This window comes from Nocardioides palaemonis (assembly GCF_018275325.1).
GTDB classification, from domain to species: Bacteria; Actinomycetota; Actinomycetes; order Propionibacteriales; family Nocardioidaceae; genus Nocardioides; species Nocardioides palaemonis.
Map to the genome: position 1 here is coordinate 461,711 of NZ_JAGVQR010000003.1, position 19,129 is coordinate 480,839.

The following is a 19,129-nucleotide window of genomic DNA, read 5'->3' on the forward strand; positions in this document are numbered from 1 at the left end:
CTCAGACCCGGTCGACCTCGGCGGACGACGCGCCCTCGGCGAGGGTGGCGTAGCCCGGTCCGCGGTCGAAGAACGCGTCGTCGTCCTTGCTCCACGCGGCCCGCGAGCCGCGCTCGGCGGCCGTCGCGTCGGCGTCGAAGCCCAGGTCGTCGCTCTCCCGGGCACCGGTCAGCACGACGCCGTAGTCGCGCAGCGCGGCCTCGGCCGACACCTTGCCCCAGACCACGTCGCGGACGACGAGCTCGGGGTCGCGGGCGAGCGGGTCGCCCCAGCCGCCGCCACCGGTGGTGCGGATCCGCACGACCTGGCCGGCCCGGACCACCTCGGCGTCGGCGAGGGCGTCGACCTCGCGCTCGTCGGGGCCGCCCGGGTCGATCACGACCTGGAACGGCGCGCCGGCCTTGCCGCCGCGCACGCCCCAGCAGGCGAGGATCGAGCGGTCGGCGATGGACATGAAGTGGGCGTCCTTGAGCATCCGGATGTGCTTCTCGTAGCCCAGGCCGCCGCGGAACTCGCCCGCGCCGCCGGAGTCGACCGCGAGGCCGAGGCGCTCGACGATGAACGGGAAGCGCGACTCGGTGAACTCGGTCGGCAGGTTCCGCGAGTCGGGCACGACGTGGATGGTGTCCTCGCCGTCGGCGTAGTAGCGGCCGCCCGAGCCGCCGCCGAGCACCTCGCGCATGAGGTAGTCGTTGCCCTCGAGGTCCTTGCCGTAGACGCCGGTGTAGCGGATGGTCTCCTGGTCGGCCGGCATCTTGCCGTCGACCGCCTTGGCGACCACGCCGGCCAGCACGCCGAGCAGTCGCAGGATGACGAACGTGCGGGCGTTGGTCGGGCCGGGGTGGATCGGCGTGAGCAGCGTGCCCTTCTCGGGGAAGCGCATCTCGATCAGCGGCACGATGCCCTCGTTGACGTCGAGCTCGGCCATCCGCTCGGGGGTGTCGGCGAGGTTGCGGAGGATCGGCGCGAGCCACTTCTTGAGGAAGTTGCCGCCGACGTAGTCGCCGCAGTGGTTGATCGGGCCCTTGGCCTGCGCGCTGGTGCCGGTGAAGTCGATGATCAGCCGCGGCCCGGCGGGCCGGCCGTTCTCGGGGTCGGCCGGGGCGTTGCTGACCTTGGTCAGGGTGATCCGCTGGGTGTGCAGCTGCGGCTCGTCGACGCCGTCGTGCTCGGCGTAGTCCTCCCAGACGTAGGTGCCGTCGGGGATCTTGGAGAGGATCTCGCGGCGGTAGGTCTCGGTGGTGGCGTCGAGGATCGCGTCGAACGACGTCTCGATCGCCTCGCGGCCGTAGCGGGCGAACAGCTCGCTGAGCCGGCGCGCGCCCATCAGGCAGGCCGAGCACTCGGCGTCGAGGTCGGCGGCCAGGCTGTCGGGCATCCGCGAGTTGCGGGTCATGATCCGCAGCGCCGCCTTGTTGGGCACGCCCGCGTCCCACAGCTTGATCGGCGGGACCGCGAGGCCCTCCTCGTAGACGGTCGTCGCACCGCTGGGCATCGAGCCCGGGCAGGCACCGCCGATGTCGTCGTGGTGGCCGAAGGCCTGCACGAACGCGACCACCTCGCCCTCGTGGAACACCGGGACGGTGACGCAGAGGTCGGGCAGGTGGCCGATGCCGCCCTCCGACTCGTAGACGTCGTTGTGGAAGAAGACGTCGCCCTCGCGCATCTCCTCGAGCGGGAAGTCGCGCACGATCGGGTGCACGAGCGCGCTGTAGGAGCGGCCGGTGAGCTTGCGCAGCTGGCGGTCGTGGATGCCGGCGCGGAAGTCGTGGGCGTCGCGGATCATCGGGCTCCGCGAGGTCCGGCCGATGGCCGTCTCGACCTCCATCTCGACGCTGGCGAGCGTGCCCTGGACGATCTCGACGAGGATCGGGTCGACGCTCGACCCCTCGGCGGTGAGCCGGCCGCCGTGGTCGTACGCCGTGGGCAGGCCGGCCGGGTTCACCGGCTTCGCGGTGACGTAGGCCGGGGCGACGGGGCGGGTGCTGACGTCGGTGCTCATCGGCCCGACTCCTTCCGGATCACGAGGTTGGCCCAGTCGTCGACCACGACCTCGAAGCCGGGGTGGACGGGGATGGTGGAACCGAACTCCTCGACGATCGCGGGACCGCTGAAGGTGTCCCCCGCGCCGAGGTCGCCGCGCCAGATGACGGGGGTGTCGACGTAGCCGTGGTCGGCGTCGAAGCAGACCGGACGGCGACCGCGCACCGCGCGCTCCTCGACCGTGCCGTCGGCCTTGTCGAGGGTCTGGATCTCCGGGCGGGTGATCGGGCCGATGCCGGTCACGCGCAGGTTGACCCACTCGACCTGCTGGTCGGCGTCGCCGCGGAAGTCGTAGCCGTAGAGCTGGCGGTGCTCGGCGTGGAAGGTCTCGGCGACCTCCGCGACGTACGCCTCGTCCACGGCGCCGTCCGGGGCCGCGACACGGACCTCGAAGGCCTGGCCGACGTAGCGCACGTCGATGGTGCGCTGGAAGCGGTGCTGCTCGGGGGCGAAGCCCTCCTTGGCCAGCGCCTCGCGGGCCCGGTCGGTGAGGTCGTCGAGCATGCCCTGCACGGCCGCGTGGTCGAGCGCGGACTCCTTGGCGACGTGGGTCTGGACGTAGTCGTTCTTCACGTCGACGGTCAGCAGGCCGAAGGCGCTGACGTTGCCCGGGTTGGGCGGCACGACGACACCGGCGAGGTCGAGGATGTCGACGAGACGGCAGGCCAGCAGCGAGCCGGAGCCGCCGAAGGTGGTGAGCATGAAGTCGCGCACGTCGAGGCCGCGCTTGACCGAGACCTGGCGCAGGGCGTTGGCCTGGTTCCACGCGGAGATCTCGAGGATGCCGGTGGCGCAGCGCTCGAAGTCGACGCCGAGCTTGCCTGCGAGGTCCTCGATGCCGGCGCGGGCCGCCTCCACGTCGAGCGGGATCTCGCCGCCGAGCAGGTGGAGAGGGATCCGGCCGAGCGTCACGTGGGCGTCGGTGATGGTCGGCTGGGTGCCGCCCTTGGCGTAGCAGAGCGGGCCCGGGTCGGCGCCGGCCGAGTGGGGCCCGACCTTGAGCGTGCCCTCGGGCGAGAGCCAGGCGATCGAGCCGCCGCCCGCGCCGACGGTGACCACGTCGATCATCGGGATCTTGCTGGGGTACGCCCCGACGGTGCCCTCCGTGGTGAGGGTGGGCTCGCCGTCGAGGACCACCGAGACGTCGGTCGAGGTGCCGCCGCCGTCGCAGGTGAGGATCTTCGGGAAGCCGGCCACCTTGGCGATCAGGGCGGCGCCGAGGGCGCCGGCGGCCGGACCGGAGAGCACGGTCGTGATCGGCTGGTGGACCACCTCGTCGGCCGACAGCACGCCGCCGTTGGACTTCATCACGTAGAACGGGATCTCGTTGCCCGTGCTGGGCCCACCGGTGAAGGCGTGCAGCCGCTCGGAGATGTTGTTCACGTAGCGGCTGACGTTGGGCTTGACCGCGGCGTCGACGAGCGTGGTCATCGAGCGCTCGTACTCGCGGTACTCGCGCAGCACCTCGCTGGAGATCGACACGATGGCGTCGGGGTGCTCGCGGCGCAGGATCTCGCGCAGCCGCAGCTCGTGCTCGTCGTTGGCGTACGCGTGGAGCAGGCACACGCCGATGGTCGTGATGCCCCGGTCGCGGAACCAGCGGGCCGCGGCGATCGCGGACTCCTCGTCGAACGCGCGCACCTCGGCGCCGGTGAAGTCGAGGCGGCCGCCGACGGTGCGGACCCGGTCGGCCGGGACGATCCGGTCGGGCTTGACCCAGAAGTAGGAGTTGCCGTAGCCGTCGGGCACCGACTGGCGGGCGATCTCGAGCATGAACTCGTAGCCCTCGGTCGTGATGAAGCCGAGCGCCTCGACCTTGCCCTCGAGCAGCTTGTTGGTCGCGACGGTGGTGCCGTGCGAGACCGCGGTGATGTCCTCGCCCGCGGCGCCGACGATCCCCAGGATCTTCTCGATGCCGGCGATGAACCCGTCGGCCGGGTTGCCGGGCGTGGAGGGGGTCTTGGTCGTGACCAGCTCCCCCGAGTCCTCGTCGAAGGCGACCACGTCGGTGAACGTGCCTCCGGTGTCGATGCCGATCCTGATCCGCCGGTTGCTCATGGGGACGATTCAACTCGGGGCGGCGTGGCGGCGGCCACGGCAGCGATTGCCGACGAATCGCCGGTTCTCCGGCAACTCCTGCCTACAAAAGGTGAAGGGCCCTCGCCGGTATGAGCGGCAAGGGCCCTTCGGGTGATGTCGGTCCGCCTCGGCGGACGGGCATCGGGGTGACCGGTCGTGGTGATGCTCGCGGTCGATCGCTCCCTCGTGCGGGTCCTCAGCCACCTCATCACCTGGTGCCTGCGCCGCTTCCCCGGCGAACCGGTTCCGCGTCGTGCTGGACCCTCCATCCGGAGCCATCCCGCCTCCCCTTGCGGGGCTGCGTAGGGAGAGTTCTACGCCGCCTGTGACCGTCGCCACAAGGGGTTCGGGCGAGCTCGTCCGACATACCGCGGGTTCCGGCGCGTCCTGCACAGGAGCGGCCCGGTCGTCCCCAGCCGCGCGTCACGTTCCACACCGTTGTCCACAGCTGTGTGCACAGTCCGGTCTGGACCGCCGACGGCTCAGCCGAGCAGCTCCTCGAGCGCCGCGGCCACCTCGAGCAGGCGGCGGTCGGCGCCGTGGCGGGCGACCAGCTGCACGCCGACGGGGAGGCCGTCGGGCGTCGTGCCGGCCGGCACCGAGATGGCCGGGCAGCCGGTGACGGAGACGAAGTAGGCCGAGCGCATCCACGCGAGGTAGTCGGGCATCTCCTCGCCGTTGATGGTCGCCGGGAACTCCTGGTCGACCGGGAACGGCGGCACCTGCGAGGTCGGCAGCAGCAGCACGTCGTGGTCGCCGAAGAACAGCCGCATCGTCTCCGAGAGCGCGGTGCGCTGGGCGTAGCCGCGGGCCACGTCGGCGCCGGTGAGCGGCTCGCCGGCGCGGATGTTGGCCTCCAGCGACGGCTTGAACGACGTCGGGTGCTCGGCGAGCAGCCGGCCGAGCTTGGCCTGGAAGTGCCACGCGCGCAGGGTGCGGAAGGTGTCGTCGGCGAGCGACAGGTCGGGGTGGGCCTCGGCGACCGCCGCGCCCGCGTCGGCGAGTCGCGCGGCGGTGGCGCGTACGACGTCGGCGACCGCGTGGTCGACCGCGAACGCACCGCCGAGGTCCACCGACACGGCCACCCGCAGGCCGGCGAGCGGGGCGGGGACCAGGGGCGGCGCGAACGTGGCGCCCGGTTCGCCGAGCGCGTGCGGGGCGCGGGGGTCGGGGCCGGCGAGCACCGACAGCAGCAGCGCGAGGTCGCCGACGTTGCGGGCCATCGGGCCGCCCACCGACGTGGTCTCCCACTGGTTGTAGAGCGGCCACTCCGGCACCCGGCCGAGCGAGGGCCGCATCCCGACGACGCCGCAGAACGACGCCGGGTTGCGGAGCGAGCCGCCCATGTCGGAGCCGTCGGCCAGCGGGACCATGCCGGCGGCGAGCGCGCAGGCCGCTCCCCCGCTGGACCCACCCGCCGAGCGGGACGGGTCGACCGGGTTGCGGGTGACGCCGAAGACGGTGTTGAAGGTGTGGGAGCCGGCGGCGAACTCCGGCACGTTGGTCTTGCCGACGAAGACCGCGCCCGCGCGGCGTACGCGCTCGACGAGCAGCTCGTCGTGGTCGGCGACGTGGTCGCGGAAGACCGGGGAGCCGAAGGTGTGGGGCCAGCCCCCGAGTGCGTGCGTGTCCTTGACCGCGAACGGCAGGCCGTGCAGCGGCCCGGTCTCCTCGCCCGAGGCCTGCGCCTGGTCGGCGGTGGCGGCCGCGGACCGGGCGCGCTCGGCGTCGAGCGAGACGATCGCGTTGAGCTCGGGGTTGCGCGCCTCGATCCGGTCGAGGTGCAGCTCGAGCAGCTCGGCGGCCGAGATGGCCCCCGAGCGGACCGCCGCGGCCTGGTCGCGGGCGGTCGAGTCGACGGTGACGTCGGTCATCGACGACGACCGAGCAGGCCGCCGACCACGGCGCCGAGCAGGACCAGGCCGGCGCCGACGGCGACGCCGGTGAGGAAGTCCTGCTGCGAGCCGACCGGCGACGACGCCTTGGCCGGGGCAGTGAAGACCGCGCCGGTGGGGCCGGGGCGCCGGGCTCGACCGTCGCGCCGGCGGGGGCGGTGACGGTGGCGGCGACCGGGCCGCCGGCGATCGCGGAGTCCACGTTGCCGAAGAACTCCCCCGCCATCCGGCGTGAGACGCTGGTCAGCATCCGCTGCCCGACGCCGCCGATCATCCCGCCGACGGTCGCGTCGGCGTCGTAGGAGACGCGCGTGGTATCGCCCTCGGGCGTGAAGCGCACGTTGACCGTCGCGCCGATCGTGCCGGGGGCGCCGGCCCCGTCGAGCTTCATCACCAGCGACTCGTGCTGCTTGAGGTCACCGAGCTGGCACGAGCCGGCGTAGGTGCCCTTGATCGAGGCGACGCCCGCGGTGACGGTCATGGCGTAGGCGTTCTCGCCGGTCGCCTCGAGCTTCTCGCAGCCCGGGATGGTGCGCACGAGCACGGCCGGGTCGAGCAGCGCGTCCCAGGCCTGGTGGACGGGGGCGTTCAGGACGTTCTCTCCGGTGAACTTCACGGGGTGTCTCCTCCGAGGGTGGCTGGGTATCTGGGGACGTTCTGGTGGGCGAAAGGGGGGTTCTGGACCACCAGAACGTCCCCAGATACCGGGGGTCAGGTCAGGTGTGTGCGGTGGGTGGTCAGGCGTCGGTGTGCTCGAGGCGCAGCTCGAACAGCTCGGACGGCGAGATGGGCATGGCGGTGATCGGAAAGCCCTCCGCGTCCTCGATCGCGGCGGCGAAGACGGCGGCGGACGGGATCACGCCCGCCTCGCCGGCGCCCTTGATGCCGAGCGGATTGAGCGGCGAGGGCGTCTCGAGGTGGTCGATGTCGATCGACGTCGGCACCTCGGTGACGTAGGGCATGAGGAAGTCCATGAACGAGGCGTTGAGCAGCTGTCCGGACTCGTCGTAGGCCATCCGCTCGTAGAGCGCACCGCCCACGCCCTGCGCGACGCCGCCGTGGATCTGGCCCTCGACGATCATCGGGTTGATCAGGTGGCCGCAGTCGTGGACCACGGCGTACTTGAGGATGGTGATCTCGGCCGTGTCGGGATCGGTCTCGACGATCACGGCGTGCATGCCGTTGGCGAACGTCGAGCGCGGCGGGGAGTAGAAGTCCTTGCCCTCCAGGCCCGGCTCGTCGTCCTCGGCGACCGGCGGCTTGCCGGGGTCGCCGACGGAGAACTGGGTCGCGGCCTTCGACGCCTCGTCGAAGGCGTAGCGCAGCGGGTTGGACAGCACCGCGACCGTGCCGAGGTCGATGGTGGTGTCGGTGCCCTTGACGCCGACGACGCCGTCGACGATCTCGAGGTCGGCCTCGTCGGCCTCCAGCGCCTCGGCGGCGATCCGCAGCGCCTTCTCCTTGGCGCGCAGCGCCGCGAGGTGGATCGCCGAGCCGCTCATCACCGCGGCGCGCGAGGCGAAGGTGCCCACGGCGTAGGGCATCTTGCGGGTGTCGCCGGTGGTGATCTCGACGTCCTCGAAGCGCACCCCGAGGGTGTCGGCGACGATCTGGGCGAACGCGGTCTGGTGGCCCTGACCCTGGGTGGTGAGGCCGGTGGCGACCTTGACCTTGCCGGAGGTCTCGATGTGGACGTGGGCGCCCTCGTAGGGGCCGACGCCGGTGCCCTCGACGTAGCACGCCAGGCCGATGCCGACCTTCTTGCCCTGGGCGGCCATCTCGGCGCGGAAGTCCTCGAACTCGTCCCAGCCGACCAGCTCCTTGAGCTTGGCGAGCGAGGCCGGGTAGTCGCCGGAGTCGTAGGTGAGCTCGCGGCCGTCCTGGAAGGTCAGCCCGTGCTCGTAGGGGAACTCGTCGGGCTGGATGAAGTTGGCCGAGCGCACCTCGGTGCGGTCCTTGCCGAGGTAGGCCGCGATCGCGTCCATCGTCCGCTCCATGACGAAGCAGCCCTGCGGGCGGCCGGCGCCGCGGTAGGGCGTGACGATGACGGTGTTGGTGTAGAGCGACTCGAAGACGACGCGGTAGTTCTGCGGCTTGTAGGGGCCGAGCAGCTGGGTCGAGGTGATGATCGGGACGATCAGGCCGTACGGCGTGTAGGCGCCGTGGTCGTGCCAGAACTCGACGTTCAGCCCCAGCACCCGGCCCTCGTCGTCGAATCCGACGTCGACCTGGTGCTGCTGCGCGCGCTCGTGGGCCGAGGAGATGAAGTGCTCGCGGCGGTCCTCGGTGAACTTCACCGGCCGACCGAGGGTCTTCGCGGCCAGCGGGACCAGCAGCTCCTCGGGCCACGGGTGGACCACCTTGACGCCGAAGCCGCCGCCCACGTCGGGGGTGACGACGTCGACCTGCACCAGGTCGAGGCCGAGCTTGGCGGCCACGCAGCCGCGCACGCCGGTCGACGTCTGGGTCGACGACCAGACCGTGAGCCGGCTGGTGTCGGGGTCCCAGCGCGCGACCGTGCCACGGCCCTCCATGGGCGTGCAGGCCGAGCGCTCGATGTCGAGGTCGAGGTGCAGCGTGTGCGGAGCCGCGGCGATGGCCGCGCGGGCATCGCCGTTCTCCTGCTCCATCCGCGCCGCGATGTTGTCGGGCACGTCGTCGTGGACGGCGCGCTCGGCGGCGCGGGCGGCGGCGATGCCGACGACCGGCGGGAGGTGCTCGTAGTCGACGCGGATCCGCGACACGGCGTCCTCGGCGACGTAGCGGTCGACGGCGACGACGAACGCGATCGCCTCGCCGACGTAGTTGACCTCGTCCTTCGCCAGCGCGTACTGGGTGCGGCCGTGGGTCAGCGTCGGGTGCGGGATGAGGAGCGGCAGCGGCTCGGCCATCGCGTCGGTGAGGTCGTCCCACGTCCAGACCGCGACGACGCCGTCGAGGTCGAGGACGTCGGAGACGTCGATGTCGACGATTCGGGCGTGGGCGTGCGGCGAGCGCAGCACCGCGGAGTGCAGCAGGCGGGGGTCGTCGGTGAGCAGGTCGTCGACGTAGCGGCCCTGGCCGCGCAGGAAGCGCTGGTCCTCGACGCGGGGGACCTTGGCGCCGAACATCTTGGTGGTCACGCGGACTCCCCCTCGCGCTCGGCGGCGATCTCACTGGCTCGCAGGACCGACTTCACGATGTTCTGGTAGCCGGTGCAGCGGCACAGGTTGCCGGCGACCATCTCGCGCGCCTCGTCCTCGGTGGGCTCGGGGTTGTCGCGCAGGCCGGCGGTGATCGTGGTGAGGAAGCCGGGCGTGCAGAAGCCGCACTGCAGGCCGTGGCAGTCGGAGAACGCCTGCTGCACCGGGCTCAGCCGGCCCTGCTCCGTGCCGTCGTCCTCGGTGAGCCCTTCCACGGTGGTGATCTCGGCGTCGACCGCGGAGACCGCGAACATCAGGCACGAGCGCACCGGCGACCCGTCGACGAGCACCGTGCACGCGCCGCAGACGCCGTGCTCGCAGCCGACGTGGGTGCCGGTGAGGCCGCAGTCGTGGCGGAGCGCGTCGGACAGCAGGCGCCGTGCGGGCACCCGGACCTCGTGGACCGCGCCGTTGACGTGCAGCCGCACGTCGTGGAGCTGCTCCGTGGTCTCGGTGGTCATGCGGGGGTCACCTCTCCTGCCCGGGCGCGGGCGTGGTCGGTCGCGGCCGCCAGGACGCGGGGCGCGAGCACCTTCACCAGGTGCGCGCGGTAGGCGGCGGTCGCGTGGATGTCGTCGGCCGGCTCGAGCTCGGCCAGCGCCTTCGCGGCGGGGTCGTCGAGGGCGTCGGTGACGTCGACGACGGCGGGCACGTCGGAGACCGACACGAAGCCCATCCGGGCCCGCCCCACCCGGTCGCCGTCGAGCTCGACGACGGCGGCGACGCCGACGAGGGCGTAGTCGCCGTGGCGGCGGGCGATCTCCTGGAACGCGACGCCGGCGGTGGCCGGCAGTGCCGGGAAGAACGCCTCGACGGCGATCTCGTCGTGGGCCAGCGTCGACTCCAGCGGACCGACGAACAGCTCGGCGGCCGGGATCGTACGACGTCCGCGCACCGACGCGACGTCGACCGAGCCATCCAGCAGCCGGAGCACCATCGGCATCTCGGCGGCCGCGTCGGCGTGGACGAGCGAGCCGACCGTCGTGCCGCGGTTGCGGATGGTCGCGTGCGCGACGTGGGACAGGGCCAGCGCGAGGAGCGGCTGGACCTCGCCGGCCGCCCGGTCGGCCAGGACCTCGGCGTGCCGGGCGAGTGCCCCGACCCGGACCCCGGCCCCGTCCCCCTCGCGGGAGGTGGTGACGTGGCCGAGGTCCGGCAGGGCGTTGATGTCGATGAGCATCGACGGTGCGGCCAGCCGCATGGAGAGCAGCGGGACCAGGGACTGACCGCCGGCCAGCACCTTCGCCCCCGGCTCCCTCGCGAGCGCCGCGAGGGCTTCCTCGAGGCCGGACGGTCGCAGGTAGGCGAAGGGTGCGGGCTTCATCGGGTGGTGCTGCCTCCAGAGGCCGCGTCGTCGACGCCGCCGTCGTAGTCGGGGTGGCTCAGGTTGCGGGTGACGGTGCCGGCACCGTGGCCCCCGCGCCCCTTGACCATGTGGAAGAAGACGATGACCAGGATCGTGCCGAGGGCGATGCCGCCGAGCTCGAAGTCGTCACCGAAGGTGAGCGTCACGCCACCGATGCCGGCGATCAGGCCACCGGCCAGGCCGACCATGTTGACCGGGTTGCCGAAGTCGATGCCGTTCTCCACCCAGATCTTCGCACCCACCAGACCGATCATCCCGTAGAGGACAACCGTGATGCCGCCGAGGACGCCACCCGGGGTCGCGTTGACGATGGCGCCGAACTTCGGGCACAGGCCGAGCAGGATCGCCACGAGCGCGGCGACGTAGTAGGCGGCCGAGGAGTAGACGCGGGTGGCGCCCATGACGCCGATGTTCTCGGCGTACGTCGTGGTGGGCGAGCCGCCGAACGCGCTGGCGAAGGCGGTGGCGATGCCGTCGGCGCCGATGGCGCGACCCATGTAGGGGTCGAGGTTCTCGCCGGTCATCTCGGCGACCGCCTTGACGTGGCCGGTGTTCTCCGCGACGAGCGCGATGACGCCGGGCAGGACGAGGAGGATCGCGGTGAGCGAGAACGACGGGGCGTGGACGACCGAGACGCCGTCGGCGAGGGTGCCGCTCGGCAGGCCGATCCAGTCGGCGGCCTGGACACCGGCCCACGACACGCGGTCGTGCTCGGTGGCCTCGGTGGCGCCGCCGAGGACGGAGGTGATCGGTCCGAACACGACGTCGGCGAAGAACGACAGGACGTAGCCGAAGATCAGCGCGAGGAAGACCGCGATGCGCGACCAGAAGCCGGGCAGCGCGACGGAGGCGAAGACCATGAACGCCGCGGTGAGCAGCGCGACCCACTGGTCCTGGGGCCAGTAGATGCCGGCCACGACCGGGGCGAGGTTGAAGCCGATCAGCATGACGACCGCGCCGGTCACGGCCGGCGGCAGGACGCGGTGGATCAGCTGGGCACCGGCGAAGTGGACGAGCACGCCGACCGCGGCGAGCACCAGGCCGCCGACGAGGATCGCGCCGGTGACGTAGGACGAGTCGTTGTTGGTGTCGAGCAGGCGGATCGCCGCGACCGAGGCCACGAACGACGCGCTGGTGCCGAGATAGCTCGGGACCCGGTTCTGGACGATGAGGAGGAACAGGATCGTGCACAGGCCCGAGAACATGATCGCCAGGTTGGCGTCCAGGCCCATCACGAGCGGGAACACGAAGGTGGCGCCGAACATGGCGACCACGTGCTGGGCGCCGAGACCGATCGTCTTGCCCCACGGCAGCCGCTGGTGCGGGAGCACCGCCTCGCCGGGAGCGGGATCGACCACGTCCCACTTGAACATCGACATGCAGGCCTCCAGGTTTCGCAGCAGATTCGCAGGGGTGTGTGCCCGAGATGCCTCAAACTAGTGCGCCACATCACACACCCTCACTGGCGACATCCGCCGAAGGAACGCCGCAGTCGATGGCAAGTTCTCGGGCGGGTCGACGCGGTCGCTACCCTCCCCTGCATGGCGCTGCCTCTCACCGTCGGCGACTGGCCGCCGGCCCCGATCCGCACCGAGCGCCTGGTGCTGCGGCCTCCCGAGGCGCGCGATCGTCCCCTGGTGATCGACCTGGGCTGCGACCCGGAGGTCAACCGCTACACCGGCGGCGGTCGCGACCGCGCCCAGCTCGAGGCGGACATGCCGGCGACTCCTGCCGACCGACCCGGCCAGTTCATCGTCGAGCACGAGGGCGGCTTCGTGGGCTGGTTCGGCGTCTCCCGGCACGACCCCGACCGACCCGGACGCGTGCTGCCGGACGGCGGCGAGCTCGAGCTGAGCTACGTCACCCCGGCCGCGGCCTGGGGCCGCGGATTCGCGACCGAGGCCGGAACGGCGGTCCTCGACTGGGTGGACGCCCGCTTCGACGAGCCCGTCGTGCTGTGCACCCAGGTCGCCAACCGCGCGTCGCGCCGCCTGGCCGCCCGGCTCGGGTTCGTGGAGGCCGACCGGTTCGAGGAGTTCGGGGCCGAGCAGTGGTTCGGCGTGCGCCACCCGCGATCGCGGTGACCTACGGTGGCGCCATGGACGACGACGCGACGCGGGAGCCCCGCCCTGTCGGACGGTACGGCGACTGGCGCGACGCCTTCAGCGGCAGCTCGACGGCCGGCCTCGTGTGCCGCGAGTGCCACGCCCTCGTGGCGCACCGGGGCGACCACCCCCAGCAGCACCTCGCCTGGCACCAGCGCATGGCGGAACGACAGTCCTAGCCGGGTGCACCCGGGCGTCCCGCCGTCCCGCCGCGGGTCATCTGAGGACGGCCTGCAGCGAGATCGAGGCCGTCGGACTGCGCCACGTCCTCAGATGCCGGGCCTCACTCCGCGATCTCGAGGGCCCGCAGCGCGACGGCGACGTCGAGGCGCAGGTGCGGGTCGGAGGCGACGGGACCGAGGATGCGCTGCAGCTTGCCGACGCGGTAGCGCATCGTGTTGTAGTGGAAGAACTGCGCCCGCGCGGCCTCGGCCACGTTGAAGTTGGTGTCGAGCAGCACCTGCAGGGTCTCGCGCAGGTCGGCGGCCTCCGGGGTCCGCTCGGCGAGCGGGCCGAGCACGTCGGCGGCGAAGGCCGACAGCTCCGCGCTGTCCGGCACCAGCGCCAGCAGGCGGTGCAGGCCGAGCTGGTCGAAGCGGGTGACCGACCCGCCGCCGTGCACGCGCCGTCCGATCTCGACCGAGCGCTGCGCCTGCCGGAACGCCTCGGGGAGCTCGCCCACGTCGCGCGCGACGCGGCTGACGCCGGCCGAGAACGAGATCCGCCCGCCGCCACGGTCGCCGCGCACGCCCTCGATCATCCGGTCCACCGCGGCGCGCGCGGCCACCGGACCGGCCTCGGGGTCGACGGGCACGAGCGTCACGACCTCGCGGCTGAACGCGACCGAGGCGACCGTGGGGTCGCCGCCGACGGCGACCTGGCGCCACGCCTGGGCGAACCGGTCGTGCCACGCGCGCCGGTCGTCGGCGGCGCCCTGGGCCGCCAGCGCGTCGGGGTCGAGCACGGCGACGACGACCACGACGGGCCGGTCGAGCACCCAGCCGAACGCCTGCGCGTGCTCGGCGACGTAGTCCTCCTCGCCGGCGCGGCCGAGGAAGACGTCGCGCAGGAAGTCGCCCTGGTACTTGTTCTCCACGGCCGTGATCGCCTCGACGCGCGTCACCAGCAGGGCCGCGACGATCGCTGCGCGCTCGAGCGCGTGCACGTCGGACTCGTGGATCGTGCCGCTGGTGCGCAGCGCCACGAGGCGTGCGAGGTCGACGCCGGCCGCCACGACGCGGCGCAGCAGCGCCTGCCCCTCGCCCACGGCGGTGCCGCCGGTGTCGATCCGCTCCACGCGGACCCGCCCGGTGGGGTCGAGCAGCCCCGCGTCGGACAGCGCCGCCCGGTCCGCCTCGTCGAGGTGCGCGGCGCGCTCGCGCCCGTCGGTCGAGGTGAACACCACGCCGCAGCCCAGCGCGTCGCCCACCGCCTCCGCGATCGCGGCGAGGTCGCCGCCCTCCAGCACGATGTGCGTCAGCGCGGTGTGCAGCGCGTCCGCCCGCTCCAGCGCGGCGACCGCCTCGGGGTCGTTCATCAAGTCTTGGCCCACTTGCTGTCCTTCGTTGTCAGGAACTCACATTCGCGAGTGTGCCACGAGCCGTTAGCGTCTGTCCGGTGATGTTCGCCGGCTCGGTCTCCACCCCGCTCCCGGTGGCGGCGCCCGCGCGCGTCCTCGTGCACCTCGGAGCGCTGCCCGACGGCCCGCTCGAGGTGGTCCACGCCAGCGCCTCGGCGGTGTACGTCGACGTCGACGGCTGGTGCCTCGGGCTGGTCGCCGCGTCGGCGAGCCGCGTCCCGTGCGCGCTGTGGTCGTCCGAGCCGGACCTGACCGACCTCTCCGGTGAGGTCGCGTCGCGCCGCCCGACCACGGTCACGGCACGCGTCGAGGGCGGCGGGCTCGTCGTGGCCGGACGCCGCCTGCGCATCGCCCGCGTCGTCGACACCCGCGTCACCGTGCTCCCCCCGGAGGTGCCCGCCATCGAGCCGGCGCGCCAGGTCGTCACCGCCCACGGGCTCGACCTCCCTGCCGACGGTCGGCTCACCGCGGCCCACGTCGACGCGCTCCTCGGGCGCGGCCCCGGCCTGACGCCGCTCGGCGACGACGTCCTCGCGGGCTGGCTGGTCGTACGGGCTGCGGCAGGTCGTCCGGACGTCGCGGTCACCGGCGCGGTACGCCGCCGCCGCGCCGTCACGACCCTGCTGTCCGGCACGCTGCTCGACTGCGCGCTGCACGGCGAGGCCCTGCCCCAGCTCGGCGCGTGGCTCGCCGCCCCGGGCCCCGCCACCCTCGCCGCCCTGCTCGACGTCGGCGCCACCTCCGGCGCCGGGCTCGCGACCGGCGCCGGCCTCGCGCTCGCCTCGCTGCGCGAGCCCTGCCCCTCCGCGGCGTAGGTCCCACCCCGATCCCCCACCCGATCTCCCACCCCCATCCCCCACCCCCATCTCCCAGCCCCATCTCCCAGCCCCATCTCCCAGGAGGAGCGCCGATGAAGGACCACGTCGAGCTGAGGAGCGGCGCCTACGCCGACTCCGTCACCCTGCTGCAGGTGAGCCGGGCGGTGCAGGCCGCGCCCGGTGTCGTCGCCGCGCAGGTCGCGATGGCCACCGGCCTCAACCTCGAGGTGCTCACCGGCATGGGCTTCGACGTGCCGGCCTCCTCGCCCAACGACATGGTCGTCGCGCTGCGCCTCGACGACGACGCCGACCTCGCCGCCGCGCTGGCCGCGGTCGACGCCGCCCTCGTGCCGGCGCGCCCCGCGTCGGGCGCGAGCGAGGTCGCACCCCCGCGCACCACCGGGTCCGCGCTGCGCCGCACCGGCGCCGACGCCGTTGCCCTCGTGTCGGTGCCCGGCGCGAGCGCGACCGTCGAGGCGATGGACGCCGTGGAGGCGGGCCGCGACGTGATGGTCTTCAGCGACAACGTGCCGGTCGAGGAGGAGGTCGCGCTCAAGACGTACGCCACCTCCCGCGGCGCCCTGGTGATGGGCCCCGACTGCGGCACCGCCGTCATCGACGGCGTCGGGCTCGGGTTCGCCAACACCACCCGCCCGGGACGCATCGGCCTCGTCGCCGCGTCCGGCACCGGCTGCCAGCAGCTGCTGGTGCTGCTCCACCACGCGGGCGCCGGCCTCGACGGCGTGGGCGTGACCCATGCGCTCGGCGTGGGCGGCCGCGACCTGTCCGCCGCCGTGGGCGGCCTGTCGACGCGCGAGGCGCTGCGCCGCCTCGACGCCGACCCCGACGTCGACCTCGTCGTCGTGGTCTCCAAGCCCCCGGCCCCCGAGGTCGCCGAGGCGCTCGCGAAGGACGCCGAGGCGCTCGCCACCCCGGTCGAGCTCGGCCTGCTCGGACGCGGCCAGCGCGACCTCACCACCGTCGCCGAGGCGGTCCTTGAGCGGCTCGGCCACACCGCGCCGGCCTGGCCGGTCGCGGGCGAGGACAACACCGGCGCGGCGACCGGCCCGCTGCTGCGCGGCCTCTTCGTCGGCGGCACGCTGTGCGACGAGTCGATGCTGATGGCGTCGGAGGTGCTCGGCCCGGTCCGCAGCAACATCCCGCTGTCGCCCGAGCTGGCCCTCGACTCCACGGACCCGGGCGACCTGCTCGCCGACACCCACACGATGGTGGACTTCGGCGACGACGCGCTCACCCAGGGCCGCGCCCACCCGATGATCGACCCGACGCTGCGCAACGAGCAGCTCGCGCGCGCCGCCGCCGACCCGCGGACCGGCGTGATCCTGCTCGACCTCGTCCTCGGCCACGGCGCCGAGCCCGACCCGGCGTCGCTGCTCGCGCCGGCGATCCGCGAGGCCCGCGCCGACCGCGCGATCCCGGTGATCGTCAGCCTGGTCGGCACCGACCTCGACCCGCAGGGCCTCGACGCCCAGCGCGACGCCCTCGTGGCCGCCGGCGCCGAGGTGCACCTGTCCAACGCCGCGGCCACCCGCCGCGCGATCCAGCTTCTCGAAGGAGCCCGCGCATGAGCACCCCCCTCGTGACTGTCGGGGCCACGAGCCCCACGGTCGTCGCCTGCGGCGCCGACATGTTCGCCGACGCCGTCGCCGGCCAGGCCGTCGACGTCGAGCGCGTCGACTGGCGCCCGCCGATGCCCGGCACCGAGGCCGACCTGGCCGCCGTCGCCACCGACCCGCGCCGCCCCGAGGCCAACCGCCGCGCCGTCGAGGCGATGCTGGGCGTCACCGCCCACCTCGTCGACGTCGCCCCGGCGAGCGAGGTGCTCGGCCTCGAGCGGGGCCAGTTCCTCCACGCCGGCCCGCCGATCGCGTGGGAGCAGGCCTCGGGGCCGCTGCGCGGCGCCCTCATGGGTGGTGCGGCCCTCGAGGGTCTCGTCGACGACCCCGAGGACGCCGTCGCGCTGTTCGAGTCGGGCAGCAACGTCAGCCTCGAGCCGTGCCACCACCGCAGCGCCGTCGGCCCGATGGCCGGCGTGGTCACGCCGTCGATGTGGATGTGGGTCCTCGAGGACCGCGCCACGGGTCGCCGGACGTACTGCTCGCTCAACGAGGGCCTCGGCAAGGTGCTGCGCTACGGCGCGTACAACGACGAGGTGCTGACCCGCCTGCGCTGGATGGGCGACGTGCTCGGCCCGCTGCTGCAGGCCGCGGTACGCGGCACCGCGGAGGCCTCCGACGTCACCGGCATCCTCACCCAGATGCTGCAGATGGGCGACGAGGCGCACAACCGCAACCGTGCCGGCACGCTGATGCTGCTGCGTGACCTCTCACCCGCGATGGTCACGTCGGGCTTCGACGCAAAGGACGTCAGCGAGGCGCTGCGCTTCGTCGGCGGCAACGACCACTTCTTCCTCAACCTCGCGATGCCCGCCTGCAAGCTCGCGCTCGACGCCGGCCGCGACATCCCGGGCTCCACGATGGTGGTGGCGATGGCCCGCAACGGCACCGAGTTCGGCATCCAGGTCTCCGGCACCGGCGACCAGTGGTTCACCGGGCCGGCGCAGGTGGCCGAGGGGCTCTTCCTCGGCGACTACGGCCCGGACGACGCCAACCCCGACATCGGCGACTCCGCGATCACCGAGACCGCCGGCATCGGCGGCTTCGCGATGGCGACCGCGCCCGCGATCGTGCGCCTCGTCGGTGGCACCGTCCCCGACGCGCTGGCCACCACCCGACGGATGCACGAGATCACGCTCGCGGAGAACCCGCGCTGGTCGGTCCCCGTCCTCGAGTTCCAGGGCACGCCCACCGGCATCGACGTGACCAAGGTGTGCCGGACCGGGATCCTGCCGCAGATCAACACCGGCATGGCCGGTGCGGTCGCGGGCGTCGGACAGGTCGGTGCCGGGCTGGTCACCCCGCCGGCCGAGATCTTCCCGCAGGCCCTGGCCGCGCTCGCCGACGCGGCGCGGGCGGCGCGCTGACTCAGGCCCGCGCGGGCCGCTCGTTGTAGACGCCCGCCGGCTCCTGCCCCGAGAGCTCACCGATCGCCGCCATGATGCGGTCGGTGAGCTCGCGGCGCGCCCGGCCGCTGGGCACGCCGTCGTACTCCCCCGCGACCGTGATCGGCTCGCCGAAGCGCACCGTGACCTTCGCGCGGCGGGGACGGCTCTCGCCGACGGGCTGGATGTCCTCGGTGCCCTGCAGCCCCACCGGCACGACGGGGCACCCCGCGGTCAGCGCGAGGTGGGCGACGCCGGTGCGACCGCGGTAGAGCCGGCCGTCGCGCGAGCGCGTGCCCTCGGGGTAGATGCCGAACGCCTCCCCCCGGCGCAGCACCTCCAGCGCGGTGTCGAGGCTGGCGATCGCCGCCTTGGTGTCGTCGCGGTCGACGGGCAGCATGCCGAGCCCCTCGAACCACGCCCGCTGCAGCGCTCCCTTGACGCCGGTGCCGGTGAAGTAGTCGGACTTGGCGAGGAAGACGACCTTGCGCGGCACGACGACCGGGATCACCACGCTGTCGAAGAACGACAGGTGGTTGCTCGCGACGATGACCGGACCGGTGGTCGGCACGTGGCGCAGGCCCTCGATGGTCGGGCGCCACACGGCACGGGCCACTGGAGGGATGACGCCGTGCGCGACCGTGTAGAGCATGGCGCTGATCCTGCCACCCCCGGTCGCCGCGGGTCAGGGAGCGTCCGCGCCCCGGAGCGTCGGGACGACGAACGCCGCGCGCAGGTCGACCGCACCCCCGGGACGCAGCGGCGTCCCCTCCTCGAGGTAGGCCTGGCGCGCCTCCTCGTCGTGCGACGGCGGGAGCGAGCCGTTGGAGCGCACGACCCGCCACCACGCGACGGCCGCACCCTGCGTGGCCATCACGTTGCCGACCAGCCGGGGACCGCCGCGGCCGAGCCGGTGCCCGACCACGTCGGCGATGGCACCGTAGGTCGTGACCCGCCCCCGGGGCACCGACTCGGCGCACTGCAGCACCAGCTCGGCGTAGAGCTCGCGCTCCTCCCCCGTCGTCATGGCGTCGTCACTC

At 73.2% G+C, this 19,129-nt stretch carries 15 protein-coding genes and 1 pseudogene; 5 read left to right on the forward strand and 11 right to left on the reverse strand.

All coding sequences use genetic code 11. The features are described from left to right. Window position 1 precedes the first annotated feature (1 nt). The 8 genes and pseudogenes from KDN32_RS14590 to KDN32_RS14625 form a co-directional block, all read right to left on the reverse strand. Complete coding sequence (locus KDN32_RS14590) at window positions 2–2,002, reverse strand: hydantoinase B/oxoprolinase family protein (RefSeq protein WP_211732966.1); 2,001 nt, start codon at window positions 2,000–2,002, stop codon at window positions 2–4. Next, on the reverse strand, window positions 1,999–4,101 hold the full coding sequence (locus tag KDN32_RS14595; RefSeq protein WP_211732967.1) for a hydantoinase/oxoprolinase family protein: 2,103 nt from the start codon (window positions 4,099–4,101) through the stop codon (window positions 1,999–2,001). The genes KDN32_RS14590 and KDN32_RS14595 overlap by 4 nt, the downstream gene beginning before the upstream one ends. A gap of 503 nt (window positions 4,102–4,604) precedes the next feature. Beyond that, window positions 4,605–5,996 carry an amidase gene (locus tag KDN32_RS14600; RefSeq protein ID WP_211732968.1) on the reverse strand — a complete coding sequence of 464 codons (1,392 nt, stop codon included), beginning with the start codon at window positions 5,994–5,996 and terminating at the stop codon, window positions 4,605–4,607. Between the two features lie 268 nt (window positions 5,997–6,264). After that, window positions 6,265–6,633, reverse strand: a pseudogene (locus tag KDN32_RS23555) (SRPBCC family protein); the annotation flags it as partial. 121 nt (window positions 6,634–6,754) lie between these two features. Then, window positions 6,755–9,139 (reverse strand): aerobic carbon-monoxide dehydrogenase large subunit, encoded by a 2,385-nt coding sequence (gene cutA / locus KDN32_RS14610; protein ID WP_211732969.1) that lies wholly within the window; start codon window positions 9,137–9,139, stop codon window positions 6,755–6,757. Next, window positions 9,136–9,660, reverse strand: a complete 525-nt coding sequence (locus tag KDN32_RS14615) for a (2Fe-2S)-binding protein (RefSeq protein WP_211732970.1) — start codon at window positions 9,658–9,660, stop codon at window positions 9,136–9,138. Before KDN32_RS14615 ends, cutA begins: the two co-directional genes overlap by 4 nt. Further along, window positions 9,657–10,523, reverse strand: coding sequence for an FAD binding domain-containing protein (locus tag KDN32_RS14620; protein WP_211732971.1), 867 nt, complete (start codon window positions 10,521–10,523; stop codon window positions 9,657–9,659). Before KDN32_RS14620 ends, KDN32_RS14615 begins: the two co-directional genes overlap by 4 nt. Further along, complete coding sequence (locus KDN32_RS14625) at window positions 10,520–11,944, reverse strand: uracil-xanthine permease family protein (RefSeq protein ID WP_211732972.1); 1,425 nt, start codon at window positions 11,942–11,944, stop codon at window positions 10,520–10,522. Before KDN32_RS14625 ends, KDN32_RS14620 begins: the two co-directional genes overlap by 4 nt. Window positions 11,945–12,106: 162 nt before the next feature. Between KDN32_RS14625 and KDN32_RS14630 the strand changes: the two genes are divergently transcribed. Both KDN32_RS14630 and KDN32_RS14635 read left to right on the forward strand, forming a co-directional pair. Continuing rightward, entirely contained in the window at window positions 12,107–12,649 is a 543-nt protein-coding gene (locus tag KDN32_RS14630; RefSeq protein WP_211732973.1) for a GNAT family N-acetyltransferase, read from the forward strand. Window positions 12,650–12,663: 14 nt separating this feature from the next. Continuing rightward, window positions 12,664–12,849, forward strand: a complete 186-nt coding sequence (locus tag KDN32_RS14635; RefSeq protein WP_211732974.1) for a hypothetical protein — start codon at window positions 12,664–12,666, stop codon at window positions 12,847–12,849. Between the two features lie 104 nt (window positions 12,850–12,953). Here the strand turns inward: KDN32_RS14635 and KDN32_RS14640 are convergent, their stop codons facing one another. Then, on the reverse strand, window positions 12,954–14,207 hold the full coding sequence (locus KDN32_RS14640; protein WP_211732975.1) for a PucR family transcriptional regulator: 1,254 nt from the start codon (window positions 14,205–14,207) through the stop codon (window positions 12,954–12,956). Window positions 14,208–14,290: 83 nt separating this feature from the next. On the opposite strand from KDN32_RS14640, the gene KDN32_RS14645 reads away from it, so the two are divergent. From KDN32_RS14645 to KDN32_RS14655, 3 genes are all read left to right on the forward strand, one after another. Continuing rightward, complete coding sequence (locus KDN32_RS14645; protein WP_249217173.1) at window positions 14,291–15,064, forward strand: oxamate carbamoyltransferase subunit AllH family protein; 774 nt, start codon at window positions 14,291–14,293, stop codon at window positions 15,062–15,064. A gap of 95 nt (window positions 15,065–15,159) precedes the next feature. After that, entirely contained in the window at window positions 15,160–16,656 is a 1,497-nt protein-coding gene (locus KDN32_RS14650) for an AllF/FdrA family protein (protein ID WP_211732977.1), read from the forward strand. After that, window positions 16,653–18,071 carry a YlbE family protein gene (locus KDN32_RS14655; RefSeq protein WP_211732978.1) on the forward strand — a complete coding sequence of 473 codons (1,419 nt, stop codon included), beginning with the start codon at window positions 16,653–16,655 and terminating at the stop codon, window positions 18,069–18,071. Before KDN32_RS14650 ends, KDN32_RS14655 begins: the two co-directional genes overlap by 4 nt. A gap of 1 nt (window position 18,072) precedes the next feature. Here the strand turns inward: KDN32_RS14655 and KDN32_RS14660 are convergent, their stop codons facing one another. Both KDN32_RS14660 and KDN32_RS14665 read right to left on the reverse strand, forming a co-directional pair. Beyond that, window positions 18,073–18,741 (reverse strand): lysophospholipid acyltransferase family protein, encoded by a 669-nt coding sequence (locus tag KDN32_RS14660; RefSeq protein ID WP_211732979.1) that lies wholly within the window; start codon window positions 18,739–18,741, stop codon window positions 18,073–18,075. Between the two features lie 33 nt (window positions 18,742–18,774). Continuing rightward, window positions 18,775–19,116, reverse strand: a complete 342-nt coding sequence (locus KDN32_RS14665; RefSeq protein ID WP_211732980.1) for an MGMT family protein — start codon at window positions 19,114–19,116, stop codon at window positions 18,775–18,777. Window positions 19,117–19,129: the final 13 nt, after the last annotated feature.

What these genes read in the sequence shown, in the direction of transcription:
- KDN32_RS14595 (WP_211732967.1), bottom strand. Translation starts at nt 4,101, where the DNA reads ATGAGCAACCGGCGGATCAGGATCGGCATCGACACCGGAGGCACGTTC.
- KDN32_RS14655 (WP_211732978.1), top strand. Translation starts at nt 16,653, where the DNA reads ATGAGCACCCCCCTCGTGACTGTCGGGGCCACGAGCCCCACGGTCGTC.
- KDN32_RS14640 (WP_211732975.1), bottom strand. Translation starts at nt 14,207, where the DNA reads ATGAACGACCCCGAGGCGGTCGCCGCGCTGGAGCGGGCGGACGCGCTG.
- KDN32_RS14645 (WP_249217173.1), top strand. Translation starts at nt 14,291, where the DNA reads ATGTTCGCCGGCTCGGTCTCCACCCCGCTCCCGGTGGCGGCGCCCGCG.
- KDN32_RS14625 (WP_211732972.1), bottom strand. Translation starts at nt 11,944, where the DNA reads ATGTCGATGTTCAAGTGGGACGTGGTCGATCCCGCTCCCGGCGAGGCG.
- KDN32_RS14590 (WP_211732966.1), bottom strand. Translation starts at nt 2,002, where the DNA reads ATGAGCACCGACGTCAGCACCCGCCCCGTCGCCCCGGCCTACGTCACC.
- KDN32_RS14600 (WP_211732968.1), bottom strand. Translation starts at nt 5,996, where the DNA reads ATGACCGACGTCACCGTCGACTCGACCGCCCGCGACCAGGCCGCGGCG.
- KDN32_RS14615 (WP_211732970.1), bottom strand. Translation starts at nt 9,660, where the DNA reads ATGACCACCGAGACCACGGAGCAGCTCCACGACGTGCGGCTGCACGTC.
- KDN32_RS14650 (WP_211732977.1), top strand. Translation starts at nt 15,160, where the DNA reads ATGAAGGACCACGTCGAGCTGAGGAGCGGCGCCTACGCCGACTCCGTC.
- KDN32_RS14665 (WP_211732980.1), bottom strand. Translation starts at nt 19,116, where the DNA reads ATGACGACGGGGGAGGAGCGCGAGCTCTACGCCGAGCTGGTGCTGCAG.
- KDN32_RS14635 (WP_211732974.1), top strand. Translation starts at nt 12,664, where the DNA reads ATGGACGACGACGCGACGCGGGAGCCCCGCCCTGTCGGACGGTACGGC.
- KDN32_RS14660 (WP_211732979.1), bottom strand. Translation starts at nt 18,741, where the DNA reads ATGCTCTACACGGTCGCGCACGGCGTCATCCCTCCAGTGGCCCGTGCC.
- KDN32_RS14620 (WP_211732971.1), bottom strand. Translation starts at nt 10,523, where the DNA reads ATGAAGCCCGCACCCTTCGCCTACCTGCGACCGTCCGGCCTCGAGGAA.
- KDN32_RS14630 (WP_211732973.1), top strand. Translation starts at nt 12,107, where the DNA reads ATGGCGCTGCCTCTCACCGTCGGCGACTGGCCGCCGGCCCCGATCCGC.